27 protein-coding genes and 1 pseudogene are annotated in these 23606 nt (G+C 41.8%); 14 read left to right on the top strand and 14 right to left on the bottom strand.

Features of this window, described 5'->3' with window-relative positions; translation table 11 throughout:
* Positions 1 to 108: 108 nt before the first annotated feature.
* Positions 109 to 741 (top strand): 3-hexulose-6-phosphate synthase, encoded by a 633-nt coding sequence (gene hxlA / locus DH10bf12_RS08490; RefSeq protein WP_471738058.1) that lies wholly within the window; start codon positions 109 to 111, stop codon positions 739 to 741.
* A 6-nt stretch (positions 742 to 747) separates the two neighbouring features.
* A complete protein-coding gene (gene hxlB / locus DH10bf12_RS08485; RefSeq protein ID WP_471738057.1) occupies positions 748 to 1308 on the top strand; it encodes a 6-phospho-3-hexuloisomerase in 561 nt (186 codons plus the stop codon).
* A gap of 186 nt (positions 1309 to 1494) precedes the next feature.
* Here the strand turns inward: hxlB and DH10bf12_RS08480 are convergent, their stop codons facing one another.
* From DH10bf12_RS08480 to DH10bf12_RS08465, 4 genes are all read right to left on the bottom strand, one after another.
* Positions 1495 to 2949 (bottom strand): glycoside hydrolase family 32 protein, encoded by a 1455-nt coding sequence (locus tag DH10bf12_RS08480; RefSeq protein WP_471738056.1) that lies wholly within the window; start codon positions 2947 to 2949, stop codon positions 1495 to 1497.
* Between the two features lie 21 nt (positions 2950 to 2970).
* Positions 2971 to 4377, bottom strand: coding sequence for a PTS transporter subunit EIIC (locus DH10bf12_RS08475; RefSeq protein ID WP_471738055.1), 1407 nt, complete (start codon positions 4375 to 4377; stop codon positions 2971 to 2973).
* Positions 4378 to 4537: 160 nt separating this feature from the next.
* On the bottom strand, positions 4538 to 5509 hold the full coding sequence (locus DH10bf12_RS08470) for a LacI family DNA-binding transcriptional regulator (RefSeq protein ID WP_471738214.1): 972 nt from the start codon (positions 5507 to 5509) through the stop codon (positions 4538 to 4540).
* 133 nt (positions 5510 to 5642) lie between these two features.
* Positions 5643 to 6512 carry an SDR family oxidoreductase gene (locus DH10bf12_RS08465; protein WP_471738054.1) on the bottom strand — a complete coding sequence of 290 codons (870 nt, stop codon included), beginning with the start codon at positions 6510 to 6512 and terminating at the stop codon, positions 5643 to 5645.
* 249 nt (positions 6513 to 6761) lie between these two features.
* Here DH10bf12_RS08465 and DH10bf12_RS08460 point away from each other — a divergent pair, with 249 nt between their 5' ends.
* The gene (locus DH10bf12_RS08460) at positions 6762 to 7397 is read left to right on the top strand and encodes a pentapeptide repeat-containing protein (RefSeq protein WP_471738053.1); all 636 of its coding nucleotides are present in this window, start codon (positions 6762 to 6764) and stop codon (positions 7395 to 7397) included.
* A 26-nt stretch (positions 7398 to 7423) separates the two neighbouring features.
* Here DH10bf12_RS08460 and DH10bf12_RS08455 read toward each other — a convergent pair whose 3' ends face one another.
* Complete coding sequence (locus tag DH10bf12_RS08455; protein WP_471738052.1) at positions 7424 to 7591, bottom strand: hypothetical protein; 168 nt, start codon at positions 7589 to 7591, stop codon at positions 7424 to 7426.
* 94 nt (positions 7592 to 7685) lie between these two features.
* On the opposite strand from DH10bf12_RS08455, the gene DH10bf12_RS08450 reads away from it, so the two are divergent.
* Positions 7686 to 7928, top strand: coding sequence for a hypothetical protein (locus DH10bf12_RS08450; RefSeq protein ID WP_471738051.1), 243 nt, complete (start codon positions 7686 to 7688; stop codon positions 7926 to 7928).
* 307 nt (positions 7929 to 8235) lie between these two features.
* On the opposite strand, the gene DH10bf12_RS08445 is transcribed toward DH10bf12_RS08450, so the two are convergent.
* On the bottom strand, positions 8236 to 9114 hold the full coding sequence (locus tag DH10bf12_RS08445; protein WP_471738050.1) for a PPK2 family polyphosphate kinase: 879 nt from the start codon (positions 9112 to 9114) through the stop codon (positions 8236 to 8238).
* Positions 9115 to 9278: 164 nt separating this feature from the next.
* Between DH10bf12_RS08445 and DH10bf12_RS08440 the strand changes: the two genes are divergently transcribed.
* Genes DH10bf12_RS08440 through DH10bf12_RS08430 form a run of 3 tightly spaced genes read left to right on the top strand, consistent with a single transcriptional unit; the run spans position 9279 to position 10494 of the window.
* Complete coding sequence (locus DH10bf12_RS08440) at positions 9279 to 9920, top strand: VC0807 family protein (protein WP_471738049.1); 642 nt, start codon at positions 9279 to 9281, stop codon at positions 9918 to 9920.
* An 11-nt stretch (positions 9921 to 9931) separates the two neighbouring features.
* Entirely contained in the window at positions 9932 to 10237 is a 306-nt protein-coding gene (locus DH10bf12_RS08435; protein WP_471738048.1) for a hypothetical protein, read from the top strand.
* Positions 10238 to 10263: 26 nt separating this feature from the next.
* Complete coding sequence (locus DH10bf12_RS08430) at positions 10264 to 10494, top strand: DUF3953 domain-containing protein (protein WP_471738047.1); 231 nt, start codon at positions 10264 to 10266, stop codon at positions 10492 to 10494.
* Between the two features lie 71 nt (positions 10495 to 10565).
* Here the strand turns inward: DH10bf12_RS08430 and DH10bf12_RS08425 are convergent.
* A protein-coding gene (locus DH10bf12_RS08425) for an IS3 family transposase (RefSeq protein WP_471738046.1) occupies positions 10566 to 12136 on the bottom strand; the annotation gives its coding sequence in 2 pieces (ribosomal slippage) (positions 10566 to 11473 and positions 11473 to 12136; 1572 coding nt in all).
* Between the two features lie 273 nt (positions 12137 to 12409).
* On the opposite strand from DH10bf12_RS08425, the gene DH10bf12_RS08420 reads away from it, so the two are divergent.
* From DH10bf12_RS08420 to DH10bf12_RS08410, 3 genes and pseudogenes are all read left to right on the top strand, one after another.
* Entirely contained in the window at positions 12410 to 13279 is an 870-nt protein-coding gene (locus tag DH10bf12_RS08420; RefSeq protein WP_471738045.1) for a DMT family transporter, read from the top strand.
* A gap of 58 nt (positions 13280 to 13337) precedes the next feature.
* Positions 13338 to 13454, top strand: a pseudogene (locus DH10bf12_RS08415) (NAD(+)--rifampin ADP-ribosyltransferase); the annotation flags it as partial.
* Between the two features lie 39 nt (positions 13455 to 13493).
* Complete coding sequence (locus DH10bf12_RS08410) at positions 13494 to 14015, top strand: DinB family protein (RefSeq protein ID WP_471738044.1); 522 nt, start codon at positions 13494 to 13496, stop codon at positions 14013 to 14015.
* Between the two features lie 41 nt (positions 14016 to 14056).
* Here the strand turns inward: DH10bf12_RS08410 and DH10bf12_RS08405 are convergent, their stop codons facing one another.
* The gene (locus DH10bf12_RS08405) at positions 14057 to 14839 is read right to left on the bottom strand and encodes an SDR family oxidoreductase (protein ID WP_471738043.1); all 783 of its coding nucleotides are present in this window, start codon (positions 14837 to 14839) and stop codon (positions 14057 to 14059) included.
* Between the two features lie 171 nt (positions 14840 to 15010).
* Between DH10bf12_RS08405 and DH10bf12_RS08400 the strand changes: the two genes are divergently transcribed.
* Positions 15011 to 15607: a TetR/AcrR family transcriptional regulator gene (locus tag DH10bf12_RS08400; protein WP_471738042.1), complete on the top strand. Its 597-nt coding sequence runs from the start codon at positions 15011 to 15013 to the stop codon at positions 15605 to 15607.
* A gap of 366 nt (positions 15608 to 15973) precedes the next feature.
* On the opposite strand, the gene DH10bf12_RS08395 is transcribed toward DH10bf12_RS08400, so the two are convergent.
* Positions 15974 to 17254, bottom strand: a complete 1281-nt coding sequence (locus DH10bf12_RS08395) for a Y-family DNA polymerase (protein WP_471738041.1) — start codon at positions 17252 to 17254, stop codon at positions 15974 to 15976.
* Between the two features lie 418 nt (positions 17255 to 17672).
* Here DH10bf12_RS08395 and DH10bf12_RS08390 point away from each other — a divergent pair, with 418 nt between their 5' ends.
* Together DH10bf12_RS08390 and DH10bf12_RS08385 are read left to right on the top strand one after the other, a co-directional pair.
* On the top strand, positions 17673 to 18941 hold the full coding sequence (locus DH10bf12_RS08390; RefSeq protein WP_471738040.1) for a S8 family peptidase: 1269 nt from the start codon (positions 17673 to 17675) through the stop codon (positions 18939 to 18941).
* Between the two features lie 204 nt (positions 18942 to 19145).
* Positions 19146 to 19508 (top strand): response regulator, encoded by a 363-nt coding sequence (locus DH10bf12_RS08385; RefSeq protein ID WP_471738039.1) that lies wholly within the window; start codon positions 19146 to 19148, stop codon positions 19506 to 19508.
* Positions 19509 to 19625: 117 nt separating this feature from the next.
* Here DH10bf12_RS08385 and DH10bf12_RS08380 read toward each other — a convergent pair whose 3' ends face one another.
* The gene (locus tag DH10bf12_RS08380) at positions 19626 to 20099 is read right to left on the bottom strand and encodes a GNAT family N-acetyltransferase (protein WP_471738038.1); all 474 of its coding nucleotides are present in this window, start codon (positions 20097 to 20099) and stop codon (positions 19626 to 19628) included.
* 359 nt (positions 20100 to 20458) lie between these two features.
* The gene (locus tag DH10bf12_RS08375; RefSeq protein ID WP_471738037.1) at positions 20459 to 20620 is read right to left on the bottom strand and encodes a hypothetical protein; all 162 of its coding nucleotides are present in this window, start codon (positions 20618 to 20620) and stop codon (positions 20459 to 20461) included.
* Between the two features lie 230 nt (positions 20621 to 20850).
* On the opposite strand from DH10bf12_RS08375, the gene DH10bf12_RS08370 reads away from it, so the two are divergent.
* Positions 20851 to 21057 (top strand): hypothetical protein, encoded by a 207-nt coding sequence (locus DH10bf12_RS08370; RefSeq protein ID WP_471738036.1) that lies wholly within the window; start codon positions 20851 to 20853, stop codon positions 21055 to 21057.
* 81 nt (positions 21058 to 21138) lie between these two features.
* Here DH10bf12_RS08370 and DH10bf12_RS08365 read toward each other — a convergent pair whose 3' ends face one another.
* The 3 genes from DH10bf12_RS08365 to DH10bf12_RS08355 are packed head-to-tail and all read right to left on the bottom strand — an operon-like array spanning position 21139 to position 23594.
* Positions 21139 to 21540, bottom strand: a complete 402-nt coding sequence (locus tag DH10bf12_RS08365) for a hypothetical protein (RefSeq protein WP_471738035.1) — start codon at positions 21538 to 21540, stop codon at positions 21139 to 21141.
* 3 nt (positions 21541 to 21543) lie between these two features.
* Complete coding sequence (locus DH10bf12_RS08360; RefSeq protein WP_471738034.1) at positions 21544 to 22926, bottom strand: sensor histidine kinase; 1383 nt, start codon at positions 22924 to 22926, stop codon at positions 21544 to 21546.
* Complete coding sequence (locus DH10bf12_RS08355) at positions 22923 to 23594, bottom strand: response regulator transcription factor (protein WP_471738033.1); 672 nt, start codon at positions 23592 to 23594, stop codon at positions 22923 to 22925. The genes DH10bf12_RS08360 and DH10bf12_RS08355 overlap by 4 nt, the downstream gene beginning before the upstream one ends.
* Between the last annotated feature and the right edge of the window lie 12 nt (positions 23595 to 23606).

The following is a 23606-nucleotide window of genomic DNA, read 5'->3' as shown; positions in this document are numbered from 1 at the left end:
ACGACATATTAGATGATAAAAGCCGGCAATACCATTATTCGATAGTAAGATTAACGATAAGGATGATCAGTCCTTACACCACAAAATTCTGTTTAGGAGTGATTGTCGATGAAATTGCAATTAGCATTAGATCTTGTAAATATTCCACAAGCCATTGAATTGGTGAAAGAAGTAGAAGAGCATGTAGACGTAGTCGAAATCGGTACACCGGTTGTGATTAATGAAGGACTGAAAGCAGTGAAAGAAATGAAAGCTGCATTCCCTGAACTGACTGTCCTTGCTGACCTGAAAATCATGGACGCAGCAGGTTATGAAGTCAGCCAGGCATCTGAAGCAGGCGCTGATATTGTAACAATCCTTGGTGCTGCTGAAGACGCATCAATCAAAGGCGCCGTTGAAGAAGCAAAAAAACAGGGTAAACAAATCCTTGTTGATATGATCGCTGTAAAGGATATTGCTACACGGGCGAAAGAGCTTGATGAACTTGGTGTAGATTATATTTGTGTTCACACTGGATATGACCTGCAGGCTGCCGGTCAGAATTCCTTTGAAGACCTGGCAACAATTAAGAGCGTTGTGAAAAATGCTAAAACCGCTGTTGCAGGCGGCATCAAGCTGGATACACTTCCGGAAGTTATTAAAGCACAGCCGGATCTTGTCATCGTTGGCGGTGGCATTACAGGGCAAGACGATAAGCAGGCTGCAGCTGCTAAAATGAAAGAACTCATTACGCAGGGTTAATCAGTCATGACGCAGACGACTCACTATTTTAAAAGCATTCTTGATGAGTTAAGTCATGCAGCAGACTTACTTTCAGATGAGCAGGCTGAACAGCTTGTCGAACAACTCATTGCCACAAATAAAATCTTTGTGGCAGGGGCCGGCAGATCAGGACTCATGGGCAAATCCTTTGTGATGCGCATGATGCATATGGGGCTCGATGCTTATGTAGTTGGCGAGACAGTGACGGCGAATCTGGAACAGGACGATATCCTGATTATCGCTTCCGGATCAGGCGAGACGAAAAGCTTAGTCTCAATGGCTGGAAAGGCTAAAAGCCTGGGCGGAACAGTGATTGCCGTCACGATTAATCCAGATTCAACGATTGGAAAACTTGCTGATCAGGTCATTAAGATGCCCGGCTCTCCTAAAGACCAATCGGAAAATGCGTATGAAACCATTCAGCCGATGGGATCTCTTTTCGAACAAACCCTTCTATTATTCTTTGACGCAGTGATTCTTCGATTTATGGAGAAAAAAGGGCTGGATTCTGATACGATGTATGGCAAGCATGCAAACTTAGAATAAATCACGCACAGAGAAAGACCGGAAGCGCTCAAGAGTGCTCCGGTCTTTCTGTTTTTTATATCAGTCATTGCCGGAAAGATTTTTCTGCTACAACAATTCTGCTGATTTGTTCTACAACACAATTCATTAAAACGTTATCTTCTGTCTACCCTATTTTTAGAGGATAGATATTTATATCCGAAAAAATCACTTGATTTTCAACTCAGTTTTTATTGATTCTAACTTAAATAATCTTCCTCTTGCTCCTTGAATGCGAAGGTTTGAAAGTTGATGAATGAACATTCGGCTTGTAAAAACTGTTTGTCCCCCGTCACAGAAAATTTCAATACTGGAGGAATCTGCAAAGATCCGTATGTTATGTTCTTCTCTTTTTAATCTGACCGCATATCTTTTTGTGCCGAACCGCTCTGCATAAAGATGAGTCATCTTTGAACGGTCTAAACAATATTCCTCTCCATCGGAAGAAAATACGATTTCATCACCATCAGAATTCTCAAACACAATTCTAAACGATTTATCAACAATCAGCTCAACTTCAAATGCACGTGACGTCAATACATGATGAGATTGCAGCATTTCAGTATTCATCCTTAAATCCTTCAGTTCTTTGATTGGCTGCTGAACGAGTCGTTCTCCACTGACTGTCACTTCCCTCGGGATGGTCAGCATATGTGCCCACATATTTGAATCGGTCGGATAATTACTTTTTGAATTACCTAACCAGCCGATCAGTATCCTTCTGCCCTGCTCATCCTGATAGGTTTGCGGCGCATAGAAATCAAACCCTTTATCAAGCTCAATAAACTCATTGGCATTGAACGTTAAATCTTCAACATTCATTGAGGATCCCACTCCGTATACGACAGAAAATACATTATTAAAGTTGTACTTGTCTTTTTTTAAGTCTCCCTGCGGAGAAAAAATTAAGACGCCTCTATCATTTTCTTCATAATAGTTAGGGCACTCCCACATGTATCCCGGTTGTGCGAGTTTGGTTTGTATGATTCCTTCATATGTCAATTCTTTAATAGAAGGACCGCTATACAAAGCTAAAGCTCCCTGCTGATCAACAGTTTCGCCGCCAACTAACATATAATAAGTATTTTCCCTCTTAAAAATAACAGGGTCTCTGAAGTTATATGTGAAGCCGGGTGGCGGATCATCTATAACCGGAGTGTGCTTTGTAATAGCGAAATCTTCATTCATCGAAGCATAGATTTGACTCTGATGAACCTTACCGTCCTGATTGATCTGATTTCCTGTATATAATAGATGGAGATCGTCTCCTTCATGAAAAGCAGAACCTGAAAAACATCCATGTGAATCATATTCCATATCAGGATGCAGTGCGACGCCGTGATCTTCAAAATGCACAAAATCTTTTGTCGATAAATGATACCAGTGCTTCAGCCCGTGAACCGGACCAAGCGGAAACCACTGATAGAATATATGGTGCCTACCATGATAGTAAGAGAGTCCATTCGGATCATTCAGAAGTCCGTGATGCGGTGCGATATGATAGACCGGATAATAAGGGTCCTGTTTCGTTTTTTCTCCAATCATTTTTATATATTGCTCAGATACATCGTTCATCGATAAAAATCGATTCTGGTAATTAGAAAAATCAATACTTTGTGTCATCCAAAAACCCTTTCTCTCACTTCAGTTCGCTTTACGGTTTAAGGCCGGTTGTTCAATCTCTTGTTTTTCCCGATACGCTAACAAAGTAATAAATAATGATGTTGAAAGTGCGACAAGAATCACCAGGATGTATTGAAAGAAGCCGTCTCCTATATAAAGCAGTAAACCGGGAAGCATTGTAGACCCTGTCCCTGCTGCAGCAATACCCAATATAGAAGCTAGTCCGCCACCTACTGCTCCACCTAAACAACCAAAGAAAAACGGCTTTACTTTTGGCAGATTAATAGCAAACATCACAGGTTCGGTAATGCCAAAAAATGCAGGAATAACAGATCCGAACATATTTGAACGTTTAATCTTATTTTTCTGTTTAAGAATAACTGCAATCGCAGCTCCTGCCTGACCGGCAATGGCAGCAGTGCCAATCGGATTGATGAGGTCGTAGCCAGTTTCAGCGACCATCTTAACTGTGATCGGTACAATGGTATGATGCATACCCGTAATGGCTAAAAACTGAATGGCTCCCCCATAAATAAAACCACCTGCACCAAATGGCAATTCAAAAAAGTACATGATTCCATCAGTAATCAGGTTCTCAATTCCTAAAATGAGCGGACCAATCATGACCAATCCTAAGATTAATGAGCTGAGTAATGTGATAAAAGGGGTTAATATCAAATCCAAAACATCCGGAATGACCTTACGCGCACTTTTTTCAATCCTCGCTGCCAGCCATCCCATAAATACAGCTGGTAAAATAGAGCTTTGCATACCGGTGATCGGAATATCAAAACCCAACACTGTCAGTAATAACGGATCAACCTCCCCAAAAGATACTGCCCATTTATCCGGCAGTTGCGGGGCAACAAGCATTAAGCCAAGCGTGATACCAATAACAGGTGAGCCGCCAAAATTTTTCATAGCTGACCAGGTGACAAGTACCGGGATAAATATAAATGCTGTATCTGTCAGCACCTGTGAAAGAACGATAAGCGTATCTGATAATTCCATTCCCAAACCATTTACTAATAATCCGCGAAGTCCCATTAGAAGACCCGTTGCAATCAGTACAGGAATGATCGGAATAAAAATGTCAGCAAATGTTTTAGTCAATCGCTGGACCTTTGTTTTGTTTGAATCCACTGAAGCTGCTTGATCATCAGCCGAACCTTCTGCTACTCCTTCTTTTACTAGTTCTGCAAATACCTTATTTACAAACCCAGTTCCCAAAATAATTTGATGCTGCCCACTTTGATAGAAATAACCACTCACTCCCTCAATCGTGTCCAAAGCCTGCTTATCCAATTTCTGATCATCATACAATTCAACTCTCAGCCTTGTGGCGCAGTGGGACATCCTGGAGATGTTTTCTTTACCACCAAGGGCTTTCAAAACACTGCTTGCGACTACTTTAGGGTTCTTCGCCATTACACATCCTCCTCTATTTACGTCCAAAGTGGAAACGTTTCCACTTTGCTTTAAAAAAATAAAACCCGAAGTGGAAACGTTTCCACTTTTTGATTTTAAAAAAGCGATTTAATTAATCGCTGTAAGTTTGTATTTATATTATCCTGTGAAAGAACGATTGTCAACACGTATTTTTTGTTGAATATCCATCATAAAATTCTACTGGTAAGATCATCTTCTCTTCTGCAGGCTCTTCATTAATAATTTTAATCAGTGCTTCAGCTGCTTTTTGAGCCATCAATTGCACAGGCTGTTTGATTGTAGAAAAAGTTAACTCCTCTTCTTTGCTTGCTGTAATTCCATCATAGCCGATCACCTGAACATCGTCAGGGATTACTTTCTTTCTTTCCTGAAGTGTCTTAATAATCATTCTGGCCCATTTATCATTCATCGCAAATATACCATCAATATCTGTATGTTCATCCAGGAAATTAACCACACTCTCACGAATATCATTTACCGGCTCTTTCAGTTCAAGTACTAGATGCGGGAAGTTTTGTCTTTTTGCTTCCTCTTCAAATCCCTGACGGCGTTTCATCGATTCATTCTTGATGTCTGATACACTTCCCAGATAGGCGATTTTTTTGCAATCACGCTTGATTAACTCCGACGCTGCGATTCTGCCACCATTTGCATTATCACTCGTAACGTATACGACATCCTCTGTAAAGTGCCGGTCAATGCTGACAATAGGTAAGTTACTCGTGATATATTGATCCAGATCTTTGCTGTACGTAATTGCAATTAATCCATCGATCTTATTTTTTTCCAGCATTGTAATATAATTTATTTCGTTCGCCACATCACTATGAGAATTACATAAAATCATCTTATAGCCATTTTCAGATAGTATCGTTTCAACATGGTATGCGAATTTCGAGAAAAAAGGATGCCAGATTGTCGGGACAATCAGTGCTACCGAGCGGGTTTGCTGCATCTTGAAATTTCTTGCGACTTCATTCGGCTTATATTTCAATGTTTCAATCGCTTTTTCTACCTTCAGGCGAGTAGATTGTTTTACAGGTCCATTTTTATTGATGACTCTGGATACAGTTCCAAGACCCACACCAGCTTCTCTTGCAACATCTTTCATATTCGCCAAAATGTTCACCCTCTTTAATCATTCTTATTGATGATAGTTTATCACAGATTGTAAAAAGTTAATGATGAATGGACAAAACCCCTTCAGCTTTTTATAGCCAAAGGGGTTTTCAAGATTATAAGATTTACGACGACATAATCTGCCCGCCATTCACGTGGATACACTGACCGGTCATATAAGATCCATCATCAGATCCAAGCAGCACATACGGCCCGACAAGCTCAGAAGGCTGGCCTGGTCGGCCCATTAATGTCTCTGTTCCGAATTCTTCCACTTTTTCCTCATCAAATGTTGATGGGATCAGCGGTGTCCAGATCGGTCCCGGCGCTACCATGTTTACACGGATTCCTCTCTCAGCCAGGTTCGCTGCCATACTGCGTGTGAAGCCGACGATCGCACCTTTTGTGGACGTATAATCAATGAGCTGCGGATTTCCTTTATATGGATTAACCGATGTTGTATTAATAATTGCACTGCCTTCTTTTAAATGACGCAGCGCAAACTTCGTCATATGAAAGACTGAATACATATTTGTCTTAAACGTTTTGTCCCACTGTTCAAATGAAATGTCCTCAAGATTTGAAGTCGGGTATTGAACCGCTGAGTTATTAATCAGAATGTCCAGTTGTCCAAAATGCTCCACCGTTTTTTCAATTAAGTCTTTACATGTTTCTTCCTTAGAAACATCTCCGGGAATCAGCAGACACTTCACGCCCTCCTCCTCAATCAGCTTCTTCGTTTCATCTGCATCACTCTGCTCTTCTTTCAGATAATTAATTGCGAGGTGAGCCCCTTCACGTGCATAGGCGATTGCGACAGCACGGCCAATTCCGCTGTCCCCACCTGTAATCAATGCGACACGGTCAGTCAGCTTTTCACTGCCTTTATAGTTAAGCGGCTGAAGTGGACGCGGGTCCATTTTCGACTCAATCCCAGGCTGTTCTGCCTGTGTTTGTCCGGGTTGGCCACCCTTTTGTCTATGTTGAATATCCATTTCATCCAGCTCCTTTATTTTGTACATACCAATCTTTTCCTCACAAAATGGAGTGTAAACATCTGTCAGGTTCGCCAAAAAGAATGAATTCGCTAACACCCCTGATTTAGCGGTATCCAGATGAAATGAAATTTTTCTAAGAAATTCACTTTAGCCGATTGCACACAACCCCATCAAAAAAGATAGCCTGTTTTTTCGCATCAGCTTTCCCTACACTAATCATATAACTGAATTGAAAGAGGTCATTTGATGAAACTAGATCAACCAAAAATCAGCCGTGAACTACCTGAGAGAAAGTTTGAAGATATTTTTCATGAAGACTATCCGGAGCTCGACAGCTGCCTGATCAGCGATACGGACTTTGAAAATGAGGACCTGCACAGAGTAAATCTGTCCGGCATGATACTGAGAAACTGCAGATTTAACGGAACCGACTTTACTTCGATCAGCATGACAGACGTGCAGTTTGAAAACTGTGACTTCTCTAACGCCAACCTGAGCAAAGCTTCTATCCACCGGGTCACCTTCAATAACTGTAAGTTCACAGGTACTGACCTGACTGATTCCAGACTGGGGAATGTGCTGTTTGAGGAATCAATTTTGAACTTGACTGCGCTTGGCAGCTCGAAGCTGGAAAAATTAAAATTTGAACACTGTTCAATGGATAGTGCTGATTTTTATGAATGTGTGTTAAAGAAGGTTGAATTTCATAAGTGTAATTTGAACAGTGCTAATTTCGAGAGGACGCCGCTGAAAACTGTAGATATCAGCACCTCTTCATTTGAGTCACTCATTCTTTCACTTGAGGATTTAAAGGGGTGCAAAGTTTCTACACAGCAAGCGATACGGTTTGCAGCGCTGCTGGGTCTGATAATCGCGGATTAACTGCTGAAGTAATGTGGGTATGAAAGTCAGCTGGTACTTAAAATCCCTACCAGTACGATGGATAATCCCATGCTGATCAACAGCGTGATTCCCCAGTCTACTCTGCTCGTTGTCTTTAAAAGAATATTGAGAGTGGCACTGATTAAAAAAGTAACGACAAATACAAATAGGATGGCAATCACGTCAACAAGCATTTTTTCATTCTCCTTTTATGGAAAAAATAGTATGTTATAATATACCATATAAGTATTTTCATTTACCGTCAAGCTAAGTGAGGGAGCCAATTAGATGATAATAAAAATGATTATTCCTTCGTTTATAGTTATCTACATCATTCTAAGTCTCCCTGCCCTATTTGGATTCGGCTATGTGATTGATTGGACGCCGGAAGCTACTTTCTCTCAAAAGGTAAAGGGATATGTCACCGAGGGGCTTGCTGCACACTTTTATCTAAAGGCTTCAGTGTCGATTGCAATCAGTATTCTTTTAAGTATCTGGTTGAAGAACAGAAAGAGAAATGCTGCATTGTAAAGGGAGAGTACCTTGAAAAATTCCGGTTGCTTCTTTTAAGTGGTGTCATTTCAACGATGCAATACAGTGGCGTGTCACTCTTCTTTCAGTACATGTAAAATACGCTGATAAGAACCTTGAGATCACTGATCAAAATGTTGATGTAACGGTTGGATCTATACGCGTTATGTTCATTTCAGTTCTGGTTGTTCGCCTGATTTTCAATTGAAAAGCTGATGGGATAGAAGCTAAACAGGTGTGATAATATACCAGACTAATATGTTAACATCAAAAAAAGACTGCGTTTCACAGTCTTCTTTCGATCAAATCAGTTTTTTTCATTCTCCAGCTCTTCAATCGCTTCATCAAGTTTCTCTTTATCTTCATCCGAGATCTCCGGGAATTGAGGATCTATTTTTTCCAGATAATTTACCATCACTTCTGTGATAATATACCTTGAATACAACTCGTCATCTGCTGGAAGAATAAACCATGGGGCAAAATCTGTTGATGTATTATTCAACATATCTTCAAAGACCTCCTGGTACTGATCCCAGTGACGGCGTTCTTTTACATCGTTGAATGAAAATTCCCAGTTCTTTTCTGTATCCTTCATACGCTCAAGCAGACGCTCTCTCTGCTCTTCTTTTGACATGTTAAAGAAGAACTTAATGACCTTAAATCCGTTTTCCGAAAGATGCTGTTCAAAATCATTAATCTGTCGAAAGCGCATCGGCCAGACATCGTCCTTATCCATATTGTCAGGATACATTTCGTCTTTCAGCGCATCCTGGTGAACTCTTGGCGCAATGACTTCTTCATAATGTGACCGGTTCAGTATGCCGATTTGCCCTCTCGCCGGCAAACCTTCACGAATCCGCCAGAGGTAGTCATGCTTAAGCTCTGTTTCAGAAGGCTTTTGGAATGATGCAGTCGTCAGCCCCTGTGCTGTCAGATTCGAAAAGATATAACTAATCGCCTCATCCTTTCCGGCAGCATCCATCGCCTGCAAAACCACCACGATTCCTTTTTTCTCCTCAGCATGCAGGCGCCAGTGCAAGTCCTTCAGCTTTTCAATGCTTTTTGGCAGTTTGTCTTCCATCAGCTCTTTGTCTGTTATACCATGGTCTTCCTTCGTTTCGAAATCCTGTAGTTTTACCTTTTTGTTGTTCTCAACTAAATATCTCTGAATGTCCACTTTGTTCACATACCTTCCCTTGTCAGCAGCTTATCGTTTTCACCATGCTTGCTATAATTCTCTTTTCAATACCCCTGTTTTGATTCACATAAACGATTTGATAAAGAGCCGTTTCAGCGTGGAAAAATGTGTTAGAATTTCCTTATATCTTGTAAATGCGCGGAGGATTTATATTGAACAAAAATATTCTGGTTTGGGATTTAATCTGCTATATTATTTTCCCGCTCGTGATCTGGCACGGGTCAAGAGCGTATATCGGTGACTACTATGCCATGCTTATTTCCACTGTGCCCGGATTTATCTATAGTGTGATCCGTTTTATGATCCTGAAAAAAGTAAACTTTTTAGGTATTTATTTAATCGTCACTTTGGCAATCGGCACTCTGATAGATGTGCTTGCAGGATCAGCACTGCAGATGCTATGGAACAGTGTGATTTACAGCTATGCGCTCTCTTTTCTTTTACTGATTAGCATCGCAATTAATAAGCCGCTCTATTTGTTGTTTGCGGTTGATATTATGGAGCTTCGCGGAAGAAACAGGGAGATTCTGATACAGGAATTTTATCAGAAGAAGGTGCTTTTTATATTCAAATTGATTACATTTGGCTTTGCTTTTCAGGGCATTCTCCTCGCATCAATCAAAGTCTGGCTGATTATGACTTACGGGGTTGAAGCATTCGATAAAGGACTTGTTCTCAGACAGGTGCTAAGCTGGACAATTTCTGCTGTATTAATTTATGGATTTGTACATATTGCAAAATTATTAAACTATAAGTCAGATGCTGAACTTGAACGGGAATCTCAACAGGCATAAGGAGGCATAACATGATCAGCAAACTTCAGGAAAACATGCAGACCAGAAACAAATACCTGCTGGCAATAAAAGTTCTTTTTAATGCAATTGCGTTATTTTATTCCGTGCAAATTATTTATCTGGCAATCTCTGCATTGTCTAGTCGGGATGCATCAAACGGAGTTACAGATACAATGATATCCGGTATGATCTTCTTTCTGGCACTGTCCAATGCTGTCACTCTTGCAGAGATGGCTGCTACCGGAAAGAAAGAGTATTTCAAGCTGCTTCTCATCACGACATTATTTATGTTTATCGTTGCATTTTTGATTGTGTAACGATTAGATCTGAAAGGAACCATTCTATGAACATACTCAGATTTACTTTAATTGCGATCGGCATGATCCTATGCGCCTATGGCATGATTACAAAGCAGGTCAGTGTCACAGCTCCTTATGTCTTACTGACTGTCGGCGGTGCGCTTGTCATCAACGGAATAAATGAATTCAAAAAACGGAACACACATGCTTTAACATTTTTCTTTTCAGCAGGATTCGTTCTTGTGATTGGGGTCTATATCCTACTCTCTAGTTAAAAAAGCTCATTTTCTCAAGTGAAATGAACTGCGCCCTGTCAAGTAGACAGTAAAAAAGAAAAAGGTTAGCACTACGCTGCGGCCTGGTACCGATACTCCATTGGTGCCAGGTTGTTTAATTTCTCTTGATAACGTCCCTCGTTGTAAAACCGCATATATTGATCAATGTCGTTGACCAATTCTTCATAACTCTTGTACTGTTTCAATTCATACCTTTCACATTTGAAGTGCCCGAAGAAGCTCTCTATCGGCGCGTTGTCGATGCACTTCCCAACGCGAGACATACTGCGCGTGATCCCTGCTTCTGTCGTGATGTAGCGGTATTCCTTCGAGGTATACTGTGACCCACGGTCGCTATGGAGTAGGGGAGTCGCGTCTGGGTTCGCTTCGATGGCTGCCTTCAGGGTGTCCATTACCAAGGCGTTGTTGTTGAAGTGACCGATCTGATAGGCTACGACGGACCCGTCGTACAGGTCCTTGATCACACTCAAATAAGCCTTATTCCCAAGACCATAATGGAGGTGCGTGATGTCCGTCACCCATTTCTGGTTGGGCTGACTCGCTGTGAACGCGCGATTCAAGATGTTATCTTCGATATTGACATAGCTGGTCTTCGTACAGTAGCCGTTTGACTGGCGAATGAAAGACTTCAGTCTGAGCTTGATCATCAGGCGACGGATCCGTTTGCGATTGTACTGCTTTTTGAACTGGCGGTTGATGAACATTGTGATCCGCCGGTAGCCCAGAAACCAATGATGCTTGTTGAATATCTTTTTGATTTCTCCGAGTAGCCATTCATTTTCTTCCTCTTGGTCAGTCGGCGTATGGTTCAGCCATTTGTAGTAACCGGATCGCGAGACACCGACCAGTTGGCAGAGTAGTTGGATCGGCGCCTTCGTTTCCTCATGGTACTCATGGATCGCCTGGAACCGATGTAGATGACTGCCTATTCGCGCATTCTGTCCCTCCTTTCGATCTCCTTCAGCTTTTTTAAGAGGCCGTTTTCCGTTTCAAGATATTGATTACGATGGTCCAGTTCTTTGATGCGGAGCTTCAGTTTCTCTACTTCTGTCAGGTCCGGCTTAGACTCCAGGGATTTCCCGCGGCGATCGTGAAGTGCCGTCTCTCCGTCAGCCTGATATTTCCGTACCCATCCATAGACCTGTTGATACGAGACCTGATATTTCTCTGCAGCCCTGTGATAGTCAAGGTCGTGGGCGATTGCGAATTGGACGATCTCTATCCGTTCCTGTAGTGTTGTCTTACGTCCTGTACTCATCTTTTTATTCCCCTCACTAGTGGATTTCAAGTCTCTCCCACTAGTGTAACGCTTTATCCACCTTCGTAAGACAGAGGAGGTTGAGATGTTGAAACGAGCACAGGTCTCACTGAGGCTCCCTTGACCCGCCAGATAATAGTCCACTGCCTGTCGTTTCAATTCTTGGGAGTACGCTTTCCAGGTCTTCGATTCCTTCAATCCGTCGATGCCATCTGATTGATATTTACGAATCCAATCTCTGAAGGTCTTTTCAGTGATCTGATAATCTCTTGAGACCACACCCACCGACTTCTTCTCCTCTAAGATAGATAACACTGCTTTTAATTTTTCATCTAATGTATGACCAGTCGTCCTTTTAGACACAAAAATGCCCCCTTCAAAGTAGTAGAGAATTTTTATTATTTCTCTGTCTACTTCGAAGGGAGCATATCAAAACACTGAGAAAATGGGCTTTTTTCTTTTTAAAATCATAAATCCCATTTTAATTCAACATTCAATGTTTAACGAATACGTTTAGAAGGAATTACCTCCAATACCATTTAAATGGTAAATACAATACGGATTAATTTACTCGTTTTACGTACTTAAAACCTTCGTATTTTAAACCCGTGTTTTCAGATTGATAGGAGGCTAATCATGAAATTTTCAGGTGTGTGGCTCATCATCATTGCAGCTGTGTTCTGGGGAATTAGTGGTGGGATTGCCGATATTCTGATGGAAAAAGGATGGGACGCAACTGTCATTTCCTTTTTCAGAGGGGCTGTCGGACTGATCTTTTTCTCCATCTGGTTTTTTTCCCGGTTCAAGCAAAGCCGGGGCATGTCAGTGAAACTTGTAATATGGTCGATCCTTGCAGGTGTTGGCGTTGCAGGTAACTTTACTTTTTATTTCCTGAGTATAGAGAACTCCAGTATGGCTGTGGCTGCTACATTAATGTACACTGCGCCCATCTTTGTTCTTTTAATCTCATTTATCTTTCGTATAGAGCGCTCCACATGGTTTAAGTGGGGCTGTATTGGCAGCGTGCTGATCGGCATTATCATGCTCACAGGCGCTTATGATCTGGGTTCACTTTCTGTTGGGGTCATCGGTGCATCAGCAGGTCTTGCTGCCGGACTCTCCTATGCGCTGTTCATTTTCAGCTTTAAGTATGCTTCTGATGCAGGAAAGCCGCAGACGTCATTGACGATTGCTTTTTTCACTTTCAGCATTATTTTGTTTCTGACTAGTGATCAGCAGCAGCTGGCAAAGGCAGTAACATCAGGAGACATTGGCTGGTTTCTGTTAATAGGCGTGCTTGGCGGGGGGATTTCATTTATCCTGTATGTATTCGGAATCCGTCATACAACGGCCACTACTGCTTCAATGGTTGCGATGGTAGAACCGGTAACTGCTTCACTTTTTGGCGTTCTATTGCTTGGTGACGCCCTCACTATTCCGCAGACGGCTGGCATGGTGCTGATCCTTGCGACAGTTACTTTCCTGAGTAAAAAGAAAGACAATTAACAATACGGCTTTCCGGGCCTCATACCGGAAAGCCCCATTTTTCATCCTGCTTTTATCTTTAAGAATCATTGCTGAGCCTGGCTTCTGGGAAAAACACTCAGATGAACAGATCAATCATATGCTCACTTCCTTAAAGAAGCTTCATAAAGAGGGAAAAGCGGTTATACTTGATTAGTTTTCAACAATTGATCAGTATGGATGAGAGGAAGGAATGATGAACATGCTAAGCAGACCGGAAAGCAACGAATTTGTAAAACCCTTTGAATCGTATATTGATCTTGTTCCTGATGGGAATTTAGTAGATATATTGAAATTTCATCAGCAAACAACAAATGAATTCCTTAAATATGTCCCTTCCGGCGACTGGCATAAGCGCTACGCTGAAGGTAAATGGAATGCAAAAGAAGTGCTCGGTCATATGATTGATAACGAAATGAATATGCTCTATCGTATATTTCGTATCACAAGAGGCTTTGAGGATTCCCTTCCGTTTTTCGAAAGAGAAAAATCCATCCAGCATTTTGAGTATGATTCGATTCCAGTTGACCGGTTAATTAAATACTTCTGGGATACACGACAACTGATGATCACGACCTGTGAAAATGTAAAAGATGAGAACTGGCTGAATGAGGGGCGATTAGGTGAATACGTCTTTACAGCCCGCGCACTTGCTTATGTATCAGCAGGTCATGAGCTGCACCATCTTGAAGCGTTAAAAACACAATACTTCGTCTAACAAAAGGCAGATCCGGTTTTGTACCGGATCTGCCTGATTGATTAATATTTGTAAGACTGCCCGCCGTCAATCGGAATTACAGCGCCATTGATGAACTCCGCCTGATCTGATAACAGGAAGGCAACGAGATAGCCGATTTCTTCCGGCTTACCAAATCGCTGCATCGGATTTACTTTGACGAACTCCTTACCAACCGCTTCCCAATCATCGCCGCCCATTTGACGGAGTGAGCCTTCGACCATTGGTGTCATGATCGCACCCGGGGCAATTGCCTTAATGCTGACGCCATATTGACCGTACTCAACACCTGAGTTACGCGTTAAGCCGACAACCCCATGCTTACTTGCTGCATAGCCCGACTGGTTTCCGACGCCGCGAATCCCGCCAACAGATGCTGTATTGACAATCGATCCGCTTCCCTGTTCCTTCATTACCTTCAGTACATGCTTCATTCCGTAAAATACGCCGTTCAGGTTAATAGATACGACCTTTTCAAACTCATCAGAACCATAGTTTTCAGTTTCATTTTGTTTACCTTCAATACCTGCATTGTTAAAGAATCCATCAATTTTCTGATAAGCTGATACGGTTTCATTTACATAGTTTTTAACTGCTTCTTCATCTGCCACGTCTGCTGTAATTGTGATAATCTCTGCTTCAGGTACTTCTGCTAAAATGTCATTTTTCGCTGTTTCAAGGGCCTCGCCATTTAAATCGACCAGTGAAAGCTTAGCGCCTTCTTTTGCCACCTGTAATGCTGAAGCGTACCCAAGACCTGATGCACCGCCTGTGATCAATACCACTTTGTCTTCAAATCGTTTCATTTCCATTCACTCCTCTTTAAAAGTAATGTTAAAATCAAAACAACCTGTTGATATGAATCCGCTTACATACTTATTGTAAGCGCAGTTCAGTTGTCCTTCAATCAGTAATACTTCTGTCAGTGTTGCCTGATCCGACACATCTATACAATCTGTTGACTGAGAGGTAATAAAATGAAACCGTATAACGAAAACCGACAAACATTACGGACCAAATCACACCTGAAGCAGGCATTCCTTTCACTTGTAGCCGAAAAAGGATACCAGCATGTGACCGTCACAGATATTGTGAATCGTGCTCAGTATAACCGGACGACTTTCTACTATTATTTCTTAGATAAAGAGGACCTTGCTAAAGAACTTAGAAAAGAGATGTTTGAGGGGATCATTGATACCAGCACAAAAAAGTATGCGCTTGGCAGAGTAATTAAAACAGAAGAAATGAACGCACATTCGTATGATCTGATCTATTTCATTAAAGAAAATCGTGCTTACTTCGATCTTGTTCTCACAGATGATACGATCCCGGGCATCCATCACGACCTGCCTGATGCGATCTATCAGGTGCTTGAAAAACAATTTGAATTCACATTAGACAATAGCAGTCATTTGAATACGAAAGCACATAAAAAATACATGGCACATGGCACCGCGGGCCTCATCACAGAGTGGATCCGTAATGACTATAACCTCACTCCTGAAAATCTGTCGCTTCAGCTGATTGAAATTTTAAGAACAATGGTGAAAGGGTTTGTGATTCGGAAGGTATGAAAGTTGGTTGAGAGATCGAGTTTGATTTACAAAGGAATTGACAGATCCTTACTTCGCTACGTTTCATCTGCAGGTTTTTTCCCTTTAAACGATACAGCAAAAACAATCAATCCGATGACAAATGCAACCGGACCTGCAATTAATACTATCAGCTCCGCCAGTGTATAATCCCCATCACCTTCAGGCTCTTTCCTACTAGAAAATGAAGGGGCTTACTAGATGAAATTGAAATTTATAGATCATATACCTATGTTAATTTATAATTTGTATCATTTTTCGTTAGAGGAAGTATTGCTTTGCAGCGAAGACTACGTCTGCCCTCCCCCCTCGCTCTTCACTTAATATATCCTCTGCATACATTCATATTCAACTCATCGACTCCTTCTTCGAAATATGCCCGCCAATTAATCTGGATCTTCTTCTCGTTGTCCCGCCCTCTGTATAGGAAATAGCTCTGAGCAGTGCAGTGGAGCCGAAGCGCTGTCGTACGTCGTCCATGACGTAGCCAAGACGGTGCACTTTTTCGCGGCCGGGATTGAACAGATCCAGCTGCAGCGCTGAATCATCTGCCAGATTAGTTAATGAAATAGAAATCTTTCTGACTGGAAATGGCTGCAGGTTTTCATGGAGGATCTCAAGGCATACCTCGTAAATTTCCATCGTAATCGACGTCGGTTTATCCAGTGACTTTGAGCGGTGGAATGGTTTGATTGGTGTGCGCTTGCTGTAGCCAACTCCTAAATGAATCGTACGACCGCCTAGATGTTTGTTCCTCGCTCTTCTTGCTACTTCCTCACACATTTCAAGCAGCACTGCTTCAATTTCTTCTATTTTATTGTAGTCTCTGAGAAGGATCTGACTCTTTCCATAGCTCACCTGTCCCTGAATAATTGGTGCGCCGATCTCTGAGCGGTCAATTCCGTGTGCGTGATAATACAATTGATTGCCCATCACGCCAAAAATTGATTCAAGATGACTGAGATCATGGGCTGCAAGGTCACCAATTGAATAAATCCCCATCCGGTTCAAGCGTTTTTCAAGCTGGCGTCCAATTCCCCACATCGCTGAAAGAGGCTGGAGCGGCCAGAGTTTCTTTGGAATATCCTCAAACGTCCATTCACAGATCCCTTTCTTTTTCGCTTCAAGATCAAGACAAAGCTTGGCGATCAGCATATTTGGTCCGATTCCGATTGCACACGGCAAACCAAATTCACGCATCATATCATCAGAGATCATTCGTGCGACAGCATGCGGTCCTCCCCACAACGAAGAAGTACCATCCACCTGAATAAAACTTTCATCCACGCTGTAAACGTGTATATTTTCTTTTGGAACGAACCTTGTAAAAATCTTCGTTATTTCAGTGGACAGCCTGAGATACTGTCCCATATCCGGTTCAATTAATTGAAGATCAGGTATGTCGGGGATCTCATGACGTCTTGTGCCGGTTCTGATACCATGCTCACTTTTCGCACGCGGAGAAGCGGCAAGCACGACACTGCCCTTTTGCTCCTGGTTGCCGATGATCGCAATCTTACATGTCAAAGGATCCTGACCAAGTTCAACTGCTGTGCAGCTTGCATAAAAGCTTCTCATATCCACGCAAAGAATTTCTTTTTTCTTTTCAAGAGAATAGTCAACTTCCATCACCCTCACTCCTCTATTCAGCGTAAGTTTCTTTTAATACTATTACCCACTTTTAAGAAAATTATACGAACAAATGTTCTTTTTATCAATTAGAATTTTAAAAATAAATGCAGATATACAATAATGATTAAAGGATGAAATGTAAAGTTATAGAAAAATAATCCTTTTAAAACCACTTTTATTCAGCCTTATAAAATTTTTATACAAAAAAACAGATATGACTCCGGCGCTTTTTCTGAAATTTTCCCAACCCGCATAGGAGGCAATCCCCCACACTCCGTACAAACCCTTACAAATAAAGGGTTTTATACCCCTTTGCCGTATCCTCCTCTCTTCAATTTTCCCGATAAACAAGACCCGCGGCTTTTGTTAGGATGAGTCTATTCACAAAATATTTAGACAAAAGGAGTCGAAGGAATTGAAAAAGTCGAGAAGTGTCATGATGAGTTTATTATTAGCAGCAAGCCTGGCAGTACCAGCGGGGGCAAGTGCAGCACCTGATCAACAGTCTAACAACGCTGAAAAGTTCCGCGTATATGTAGAGGTATCAGGAGAATCAGCTAAAAAAACGAAAGAGTCATTGCAAAAACAATATGATTCTCGCTGGGAACTGAGCGCGAATGGATTTTCAACTGACATGAACGAGGCGCAATTCAAAGCCCTTCAAAACAATAAGAATCTGAAACTGACAAAAGTGGACGAGGTGTCAGTTGATGCACTCAGAGGCAATGAAAATGTAACGACTGCATTCTCTGCACCGGCTGACCAGACACCATGGGGCATTGAAGCAATCTATAATGATGCTAATGTTACTGCAACATCAGGTGGTTCAGGCATCAATGTAGCAGTACTTGATACAGGTGTATTCACGGGGCACCATGACCTTCAGGGAACAGTTGAGCAGTGTAAAGACTTCACACAGGCGACTCCGCTTGTAAACGGATCATGTAATGATGTGGATGGTCACGGTACACACGTTGCAGGTTCTGTACTTGCAGATGGCGGTAGTGACGGTTCAGGCGTATACGGTGTTGCACCGGATGCAGATCTTTGGGCATACAAAGTACTTGGAGATGACGGTTCTGGTTACTCAGATGATATCGCAGCGGCAATCCGCCACACAGCTGATCAGGCTGTTGCAACCGGCACAAAAACAGTGATCAACATGTCTCTTGGTTCATCAGGAAACAGCCCATTAATTGAAGATGCAGTAAACTATGCATATGGTAAAGGCGTTCTGGTAGTAGCAGCAGCTGGTAACTCAGGCTTCCGCGCTGGTTCAATCGGCTACCCTGGTGCACTTCAAAATGCAGTTGCAGTTGCAGCACTTGAGAATAGATTTGAAAACGGTACATACCGTGTAGCTGATTTCTCTTCAAGAGGCGTTCGTAACGGTGCTGGCGACTACCTGATCCAGGAAGGTGACGTTGAAATTTCTGCTCCAGGTGCAGCAATCTTCTCAACTTGGCCAAATGGCGGTTATAACACAATCAGCGGTACATCAATGGCATCTCCACACGTAGCAGGACTTGCAGCTAAAGTATGGGCAGAAAACCCAGGTTTCTCTCACGTCCAGCTTCGTACTGAGCTTCAAAACCGCGCGAAAGTAAATGATATCCTCGGCGGACGCAGCTCTTCTGTTGGTGACGACATAGCTTCTGGATTTGGTTTTGCGAAAGTGAATTAATTGAGAAAGCGAAGTCCGGTTAATTAACTCGGATTTCGCTTTTTTATGTTAAAGGATCTCACCTAATCACCTTAGCTCTCCTTACTTCTGCTATCTCTGCATACATAACAAAAACCAAATATGACTTGTTTTTCACTTCTATCTAGTTCAAGATATTATTTAAATAACATTTTTATTTAGGCGTATTGTCTGGGAGGTCGTACGATGAAAATTCTAATCGCTGATGATGAAAAGTTTTCAAGAATGCTGATTAGCGACACGCTGGAAGAATTAGATGCTGAACTGGACTTTGCTTCAGATGGCCAAGAAGCTTTAGAAAGACTGAAGAATGAGGAATACCATATTTGCGTGATTGATAACATTATGCCAAAGCTGTCTGGTATTGAAGTAGTAGAAAATCTGTCGCGCGATCACTTTCCTAAACATATTATTATGTTAACCGCAATGACGCAGCAGAAAGATCAGGAAAATGCACGTAAATGCGGGATCAACCATTTTATCACCAAACCGTTTAGCCCGGTGAAGTTAAAATCTTTAGTTCAACAGCTTACTGTGGGAATGAAGTAAAAAAACTTTAATGATAGATATACGACCGTTAAAGTTTTAACACTACACAACTAAATAAACTGCAGAAGAGAAGCTTGAAAATAAAGCTTCTTTTTTAATGAAGAAATTTATCAGTTACTACAACAAAATCTCCATTCTTCTGCTTTTCGTTTTCATCCCAACCCTCTGATAAAATTCAATGGCAGCTGTATTTTCATCCAATACACCTAACTCAATACTATCTACTTTAAGACTTCTTCCTAAATCAAAAACGTATTCAGTCAGCTTCTTTCCGATTCCCTTATTTCTATGTATCTCAGCTACACATAAGCTTTGGATTAATAATACTGTCCTTGCTTTGACAAACGTATTCTCAAGGACCTCTTCTTCCTTCGTTACAATCACACCGGCTATGTCAGTGTCTATGCAGGCCACGAAGATATGCTGTTTGTCATTTATCAATTGATTTTCAAAAAAGCCCCTTTCAACCGGTGTCTCATTTTCTTTATATACATCCGGCCTCATCAAAACGTGAAATTCATGAACCTGTCTGAACAAAGGTATTAATGCATCATAATCATGTTGCTGTGAACGTCGAATAGATAGCGCCAAGCTTACTCCCCCTTATGTAGATGTTAAACTTTTTTAAAATAAATCAGCTCCGGATCACCTTTATCAAGATTTTCTATGATCCCGTGGAGTGCCATTCGCAAAAGGTGTGCACCGGTCAAACACAATATTATAGGCAGAATCAACATTGTGTGTAACCCCGTCATGACGAGTGTGTTTTACAGTTGGTTTAGACATTGGTTTCTCCTTATCAAATGAAATTAGAACTGACTTTAAAATTAATAAGAGTGATTACACTTAATTTTAGTCCCCTGTTTCAGATACAAATTATGTAGGAATTGCATTCAACTCAGTTTTATAATTTTGAGCTGCATATTTAAAATCGTTTTTTACAGGAAGATTTAACTGGTCACGAACCAGCTTACAATAAATAAAACTCCGGCAGTTGCCCAGGTCCAAAAATGAATTCGTGAAGATTTTTTATTATCCATATTTCTTGTGATCAAAGTTAACGTCACTCCAACAACAACAAGAACAATCAGTGGTAAAAACCAAAAATCCATATGTTATCACCCCTTTATATAGCGAGAACTTACTAGTACCAATTATTTCAAAACAGAAACTTTAACTCAACCTTTATTTAACTAATTAAATTCTTAAAAACACCTAATCAGTATTCATTATTCCGCCCAAAAAGCATCCTATAAAAGGAGAAATGATACAATCTGTTTAGCTTAACTCAAGATTAATTACATATCTGATCATCAATTTTAAAAGATAAGGAGACGATTCTATGGAAATCATCCCACTAACTGCATTCTTTTTCACCGTATACGTCATCATGATGATCACCGTATATTCTATTATCAAAATCTCCAGACTCGCCTATAAGCGCAAAGAAATCAATTTAGCTCAGTACAAAATCTGTGTAACCTCCTCGATAGCCGGTGGAATTTCATTCGCACTGACTGTACCGATGATTTCGTTATACTTTTTGTAAACGTCTGGAACAAATATTCTGTAAATGAAGCAGATATAAAAAGCGAAGCCCGGATTATCCCGGACTTCGCTTTGCTTTCCCTTATTTCTTTTCCGTTCTCGGCACCGTAAAAAACGTCACCACAGCAAACAGGAAAAATGCAATTAATAAAATTGTTCCCCCAACAATAAAGAACACAAGTACAAAAGTGTCACTTAAATTCAATGGATTCAGGTTATAAAACCACATGCCCGTTGTTAAGCCAATCGCGCCAATAATAGCTGAAATGCTATGAATCGTAACCAGCTTTTTATACTTCACTTCAAAGATTTGATAAAAGATCCCCCACGCAAACACTGATAACCAGCCCACCAGTAAAATGTGCGCGTGGATCGGACGCAGCGAATAATCCATTACGCCCGCCATATGTGAGCCAAGATACGTTCCGATAAAACCAAAAATTGCAGAGATTTGTATTAACCTCAATCCCCATTTTCTCTCCATTCCTTACTCCTCCTCATACTGTGGAAGGTACACTGTAACCTTCGTACCTTCTCCATCCATACTTTCAAATTCAACTTTCCCATTATGCAGCTTTACAATTTCCTGCACAATCGCAAGCCCAAGGCCTGTCCCTTCTTCACTTCTTGACTGGTCAGCCCGGTAAAACCGCTCTGTAATATGCGGCAGATCTGCTGCTGAGATCCCTGTCCCATTGTCTTCGACTATCACTGAAATGCCGTTTTCACGATCTATATGAATACGGATTGAGCTGCCTGATGGAGAATATTTAATCGCATTTGAGATCAGATTATCCCACACATAATGCATTAACTCCCGGTCAGCATACACGATTACCTTCATCAATTTCAAGCTGACATCAAGCTCTTTTTCCTCAAGGCGCCATCTATAATGGCTGATGATCTCACGTATTTGTTCATCGAGAGAATAAGTCCCTGCCTTCAGCTGATAAGCAGGCTGATCAAGCGAGCTCAATAGCAGCAACTGCTTTGCAAGTCCCGATAAACGCTTCGCTTCCGATTCTATCACTTTCGCATACTCTCTTTCATCTGATCCGTCCGCCGCTTTAGCTGACAGCAGTTCAGCATACCCTTTAATATTCATTAATGGCGACTGCAGGTCGTGGGAGACATTCGTAATAAAGGTTTTGCGTGATTCATCATTTTGCCGCAGCCGATCAATCATTTCATTAAAGCTGTCTGCCAGATCACCGATTTCGTCCGGCCTTGAAATCGCCAGTGTATGGCTGTAATTATCATTCGCCACTTCTCTGGTCGCCTGATGCAGCAGGCTGATTGGACGCGTCAGCTGCTTTGCCATCAGGAACATGCCTGCCAGATTCACAACCGCAATCGACAATAGAAATGCAAGTAGCAGCGTATGAATATCTGATGACAACAGGTTCATATCCTGCCGCAAAAAGAGTGCGTACTGCTGACCGTCGACTTCAAATGGAACGCCAACTGTATTATCAAGCCGGCTGGAAAAATGACTCGTCATAAAAAAGGACAGGCCGGCATTGTCACCAGTATAAATTTGCTGATTCAGCATCACCTGCTCTGCCTGATCAGACAGTGTCAGATCCTCAAACGGTTCACCGAAAGTCATGAGTTCTCCACCCGAATCAAGCAGGGCGATCTGATAGCCGAGGTTGGCTACTGATGATAAAAACGGCTCAAGTGCAGCAGTGTCTCCGTGCATCTGTTCAAGTGTATAAGCGACTTCCTGGACCCGCTCAAGATTCTGCTCAGTTGTTTCTTGTTTCGTAAAAGATACATAATACACATTCGTCAGTATCATCCCAAGCACAATACTGAGCACTAAAAACAATAAGCTTGTCTGGATAAATTGCCGGTAGAGTGTTTTCATCCAGTCACCTCCAGCCGGTAGCCGATCCCGCGCATCGTCTGAATTTCGATCTTTGCACCGTAATGATTCAGCCGCTCGCGCAGACGGGTAATATGAGTGTTTAGTGAAAATTCATGCTTCCCTTCATCATCCCCCCACACATCTCTCAGGATGACAGAGCGCGGAACCGTCTGACCGGATGAATTAGCTAATACAGCGAGAATATCAAATTCCTTCATTGGAATGATCAATGTTTCATCATTAATGGTGACATCATAGGTTGACCTGTCGAGTGTGACGTTCGCAACCTGGATTTTATGACGCTGGGCTTTCCCGTAACGCCGCAGGATCGCGTTCAGTCTGAACAGTAATTCCTTTGGCTCAAACGGTTTAACGAGATAATCCTCTGAGCCTGAAAGAAACCCTTCTTCCTTATCCTCAAGCTGACCCTTCGCTGTCACAAGAATAACCGGAATATCCAACTCCTGTGACAGAATTCTCGTCAGTTCAAATCCGGTCATCCCGGGCATCATCACATCGACAATCGCAGCACTGACCTCTTCATCCTCAAGATAATGGAGTGCTTCCTGCGCATCCTTTGCAAGAACCGCCTCATAGCCGGCCTGCTTTAGCTGAATGGCAATGAGCTGCCGGATATGAAGTTCATCATCTACTACTAAAATGCGCATGAAGCTCTCTCC

This window comes from Jeotgalibacillus sp. 10bf12 (assembly GCF_055597105.1).
Note: the sequence above shows the minus strand (reverse complement) of the source record. Positions and strands in the feature narration are given on the sequence as shown.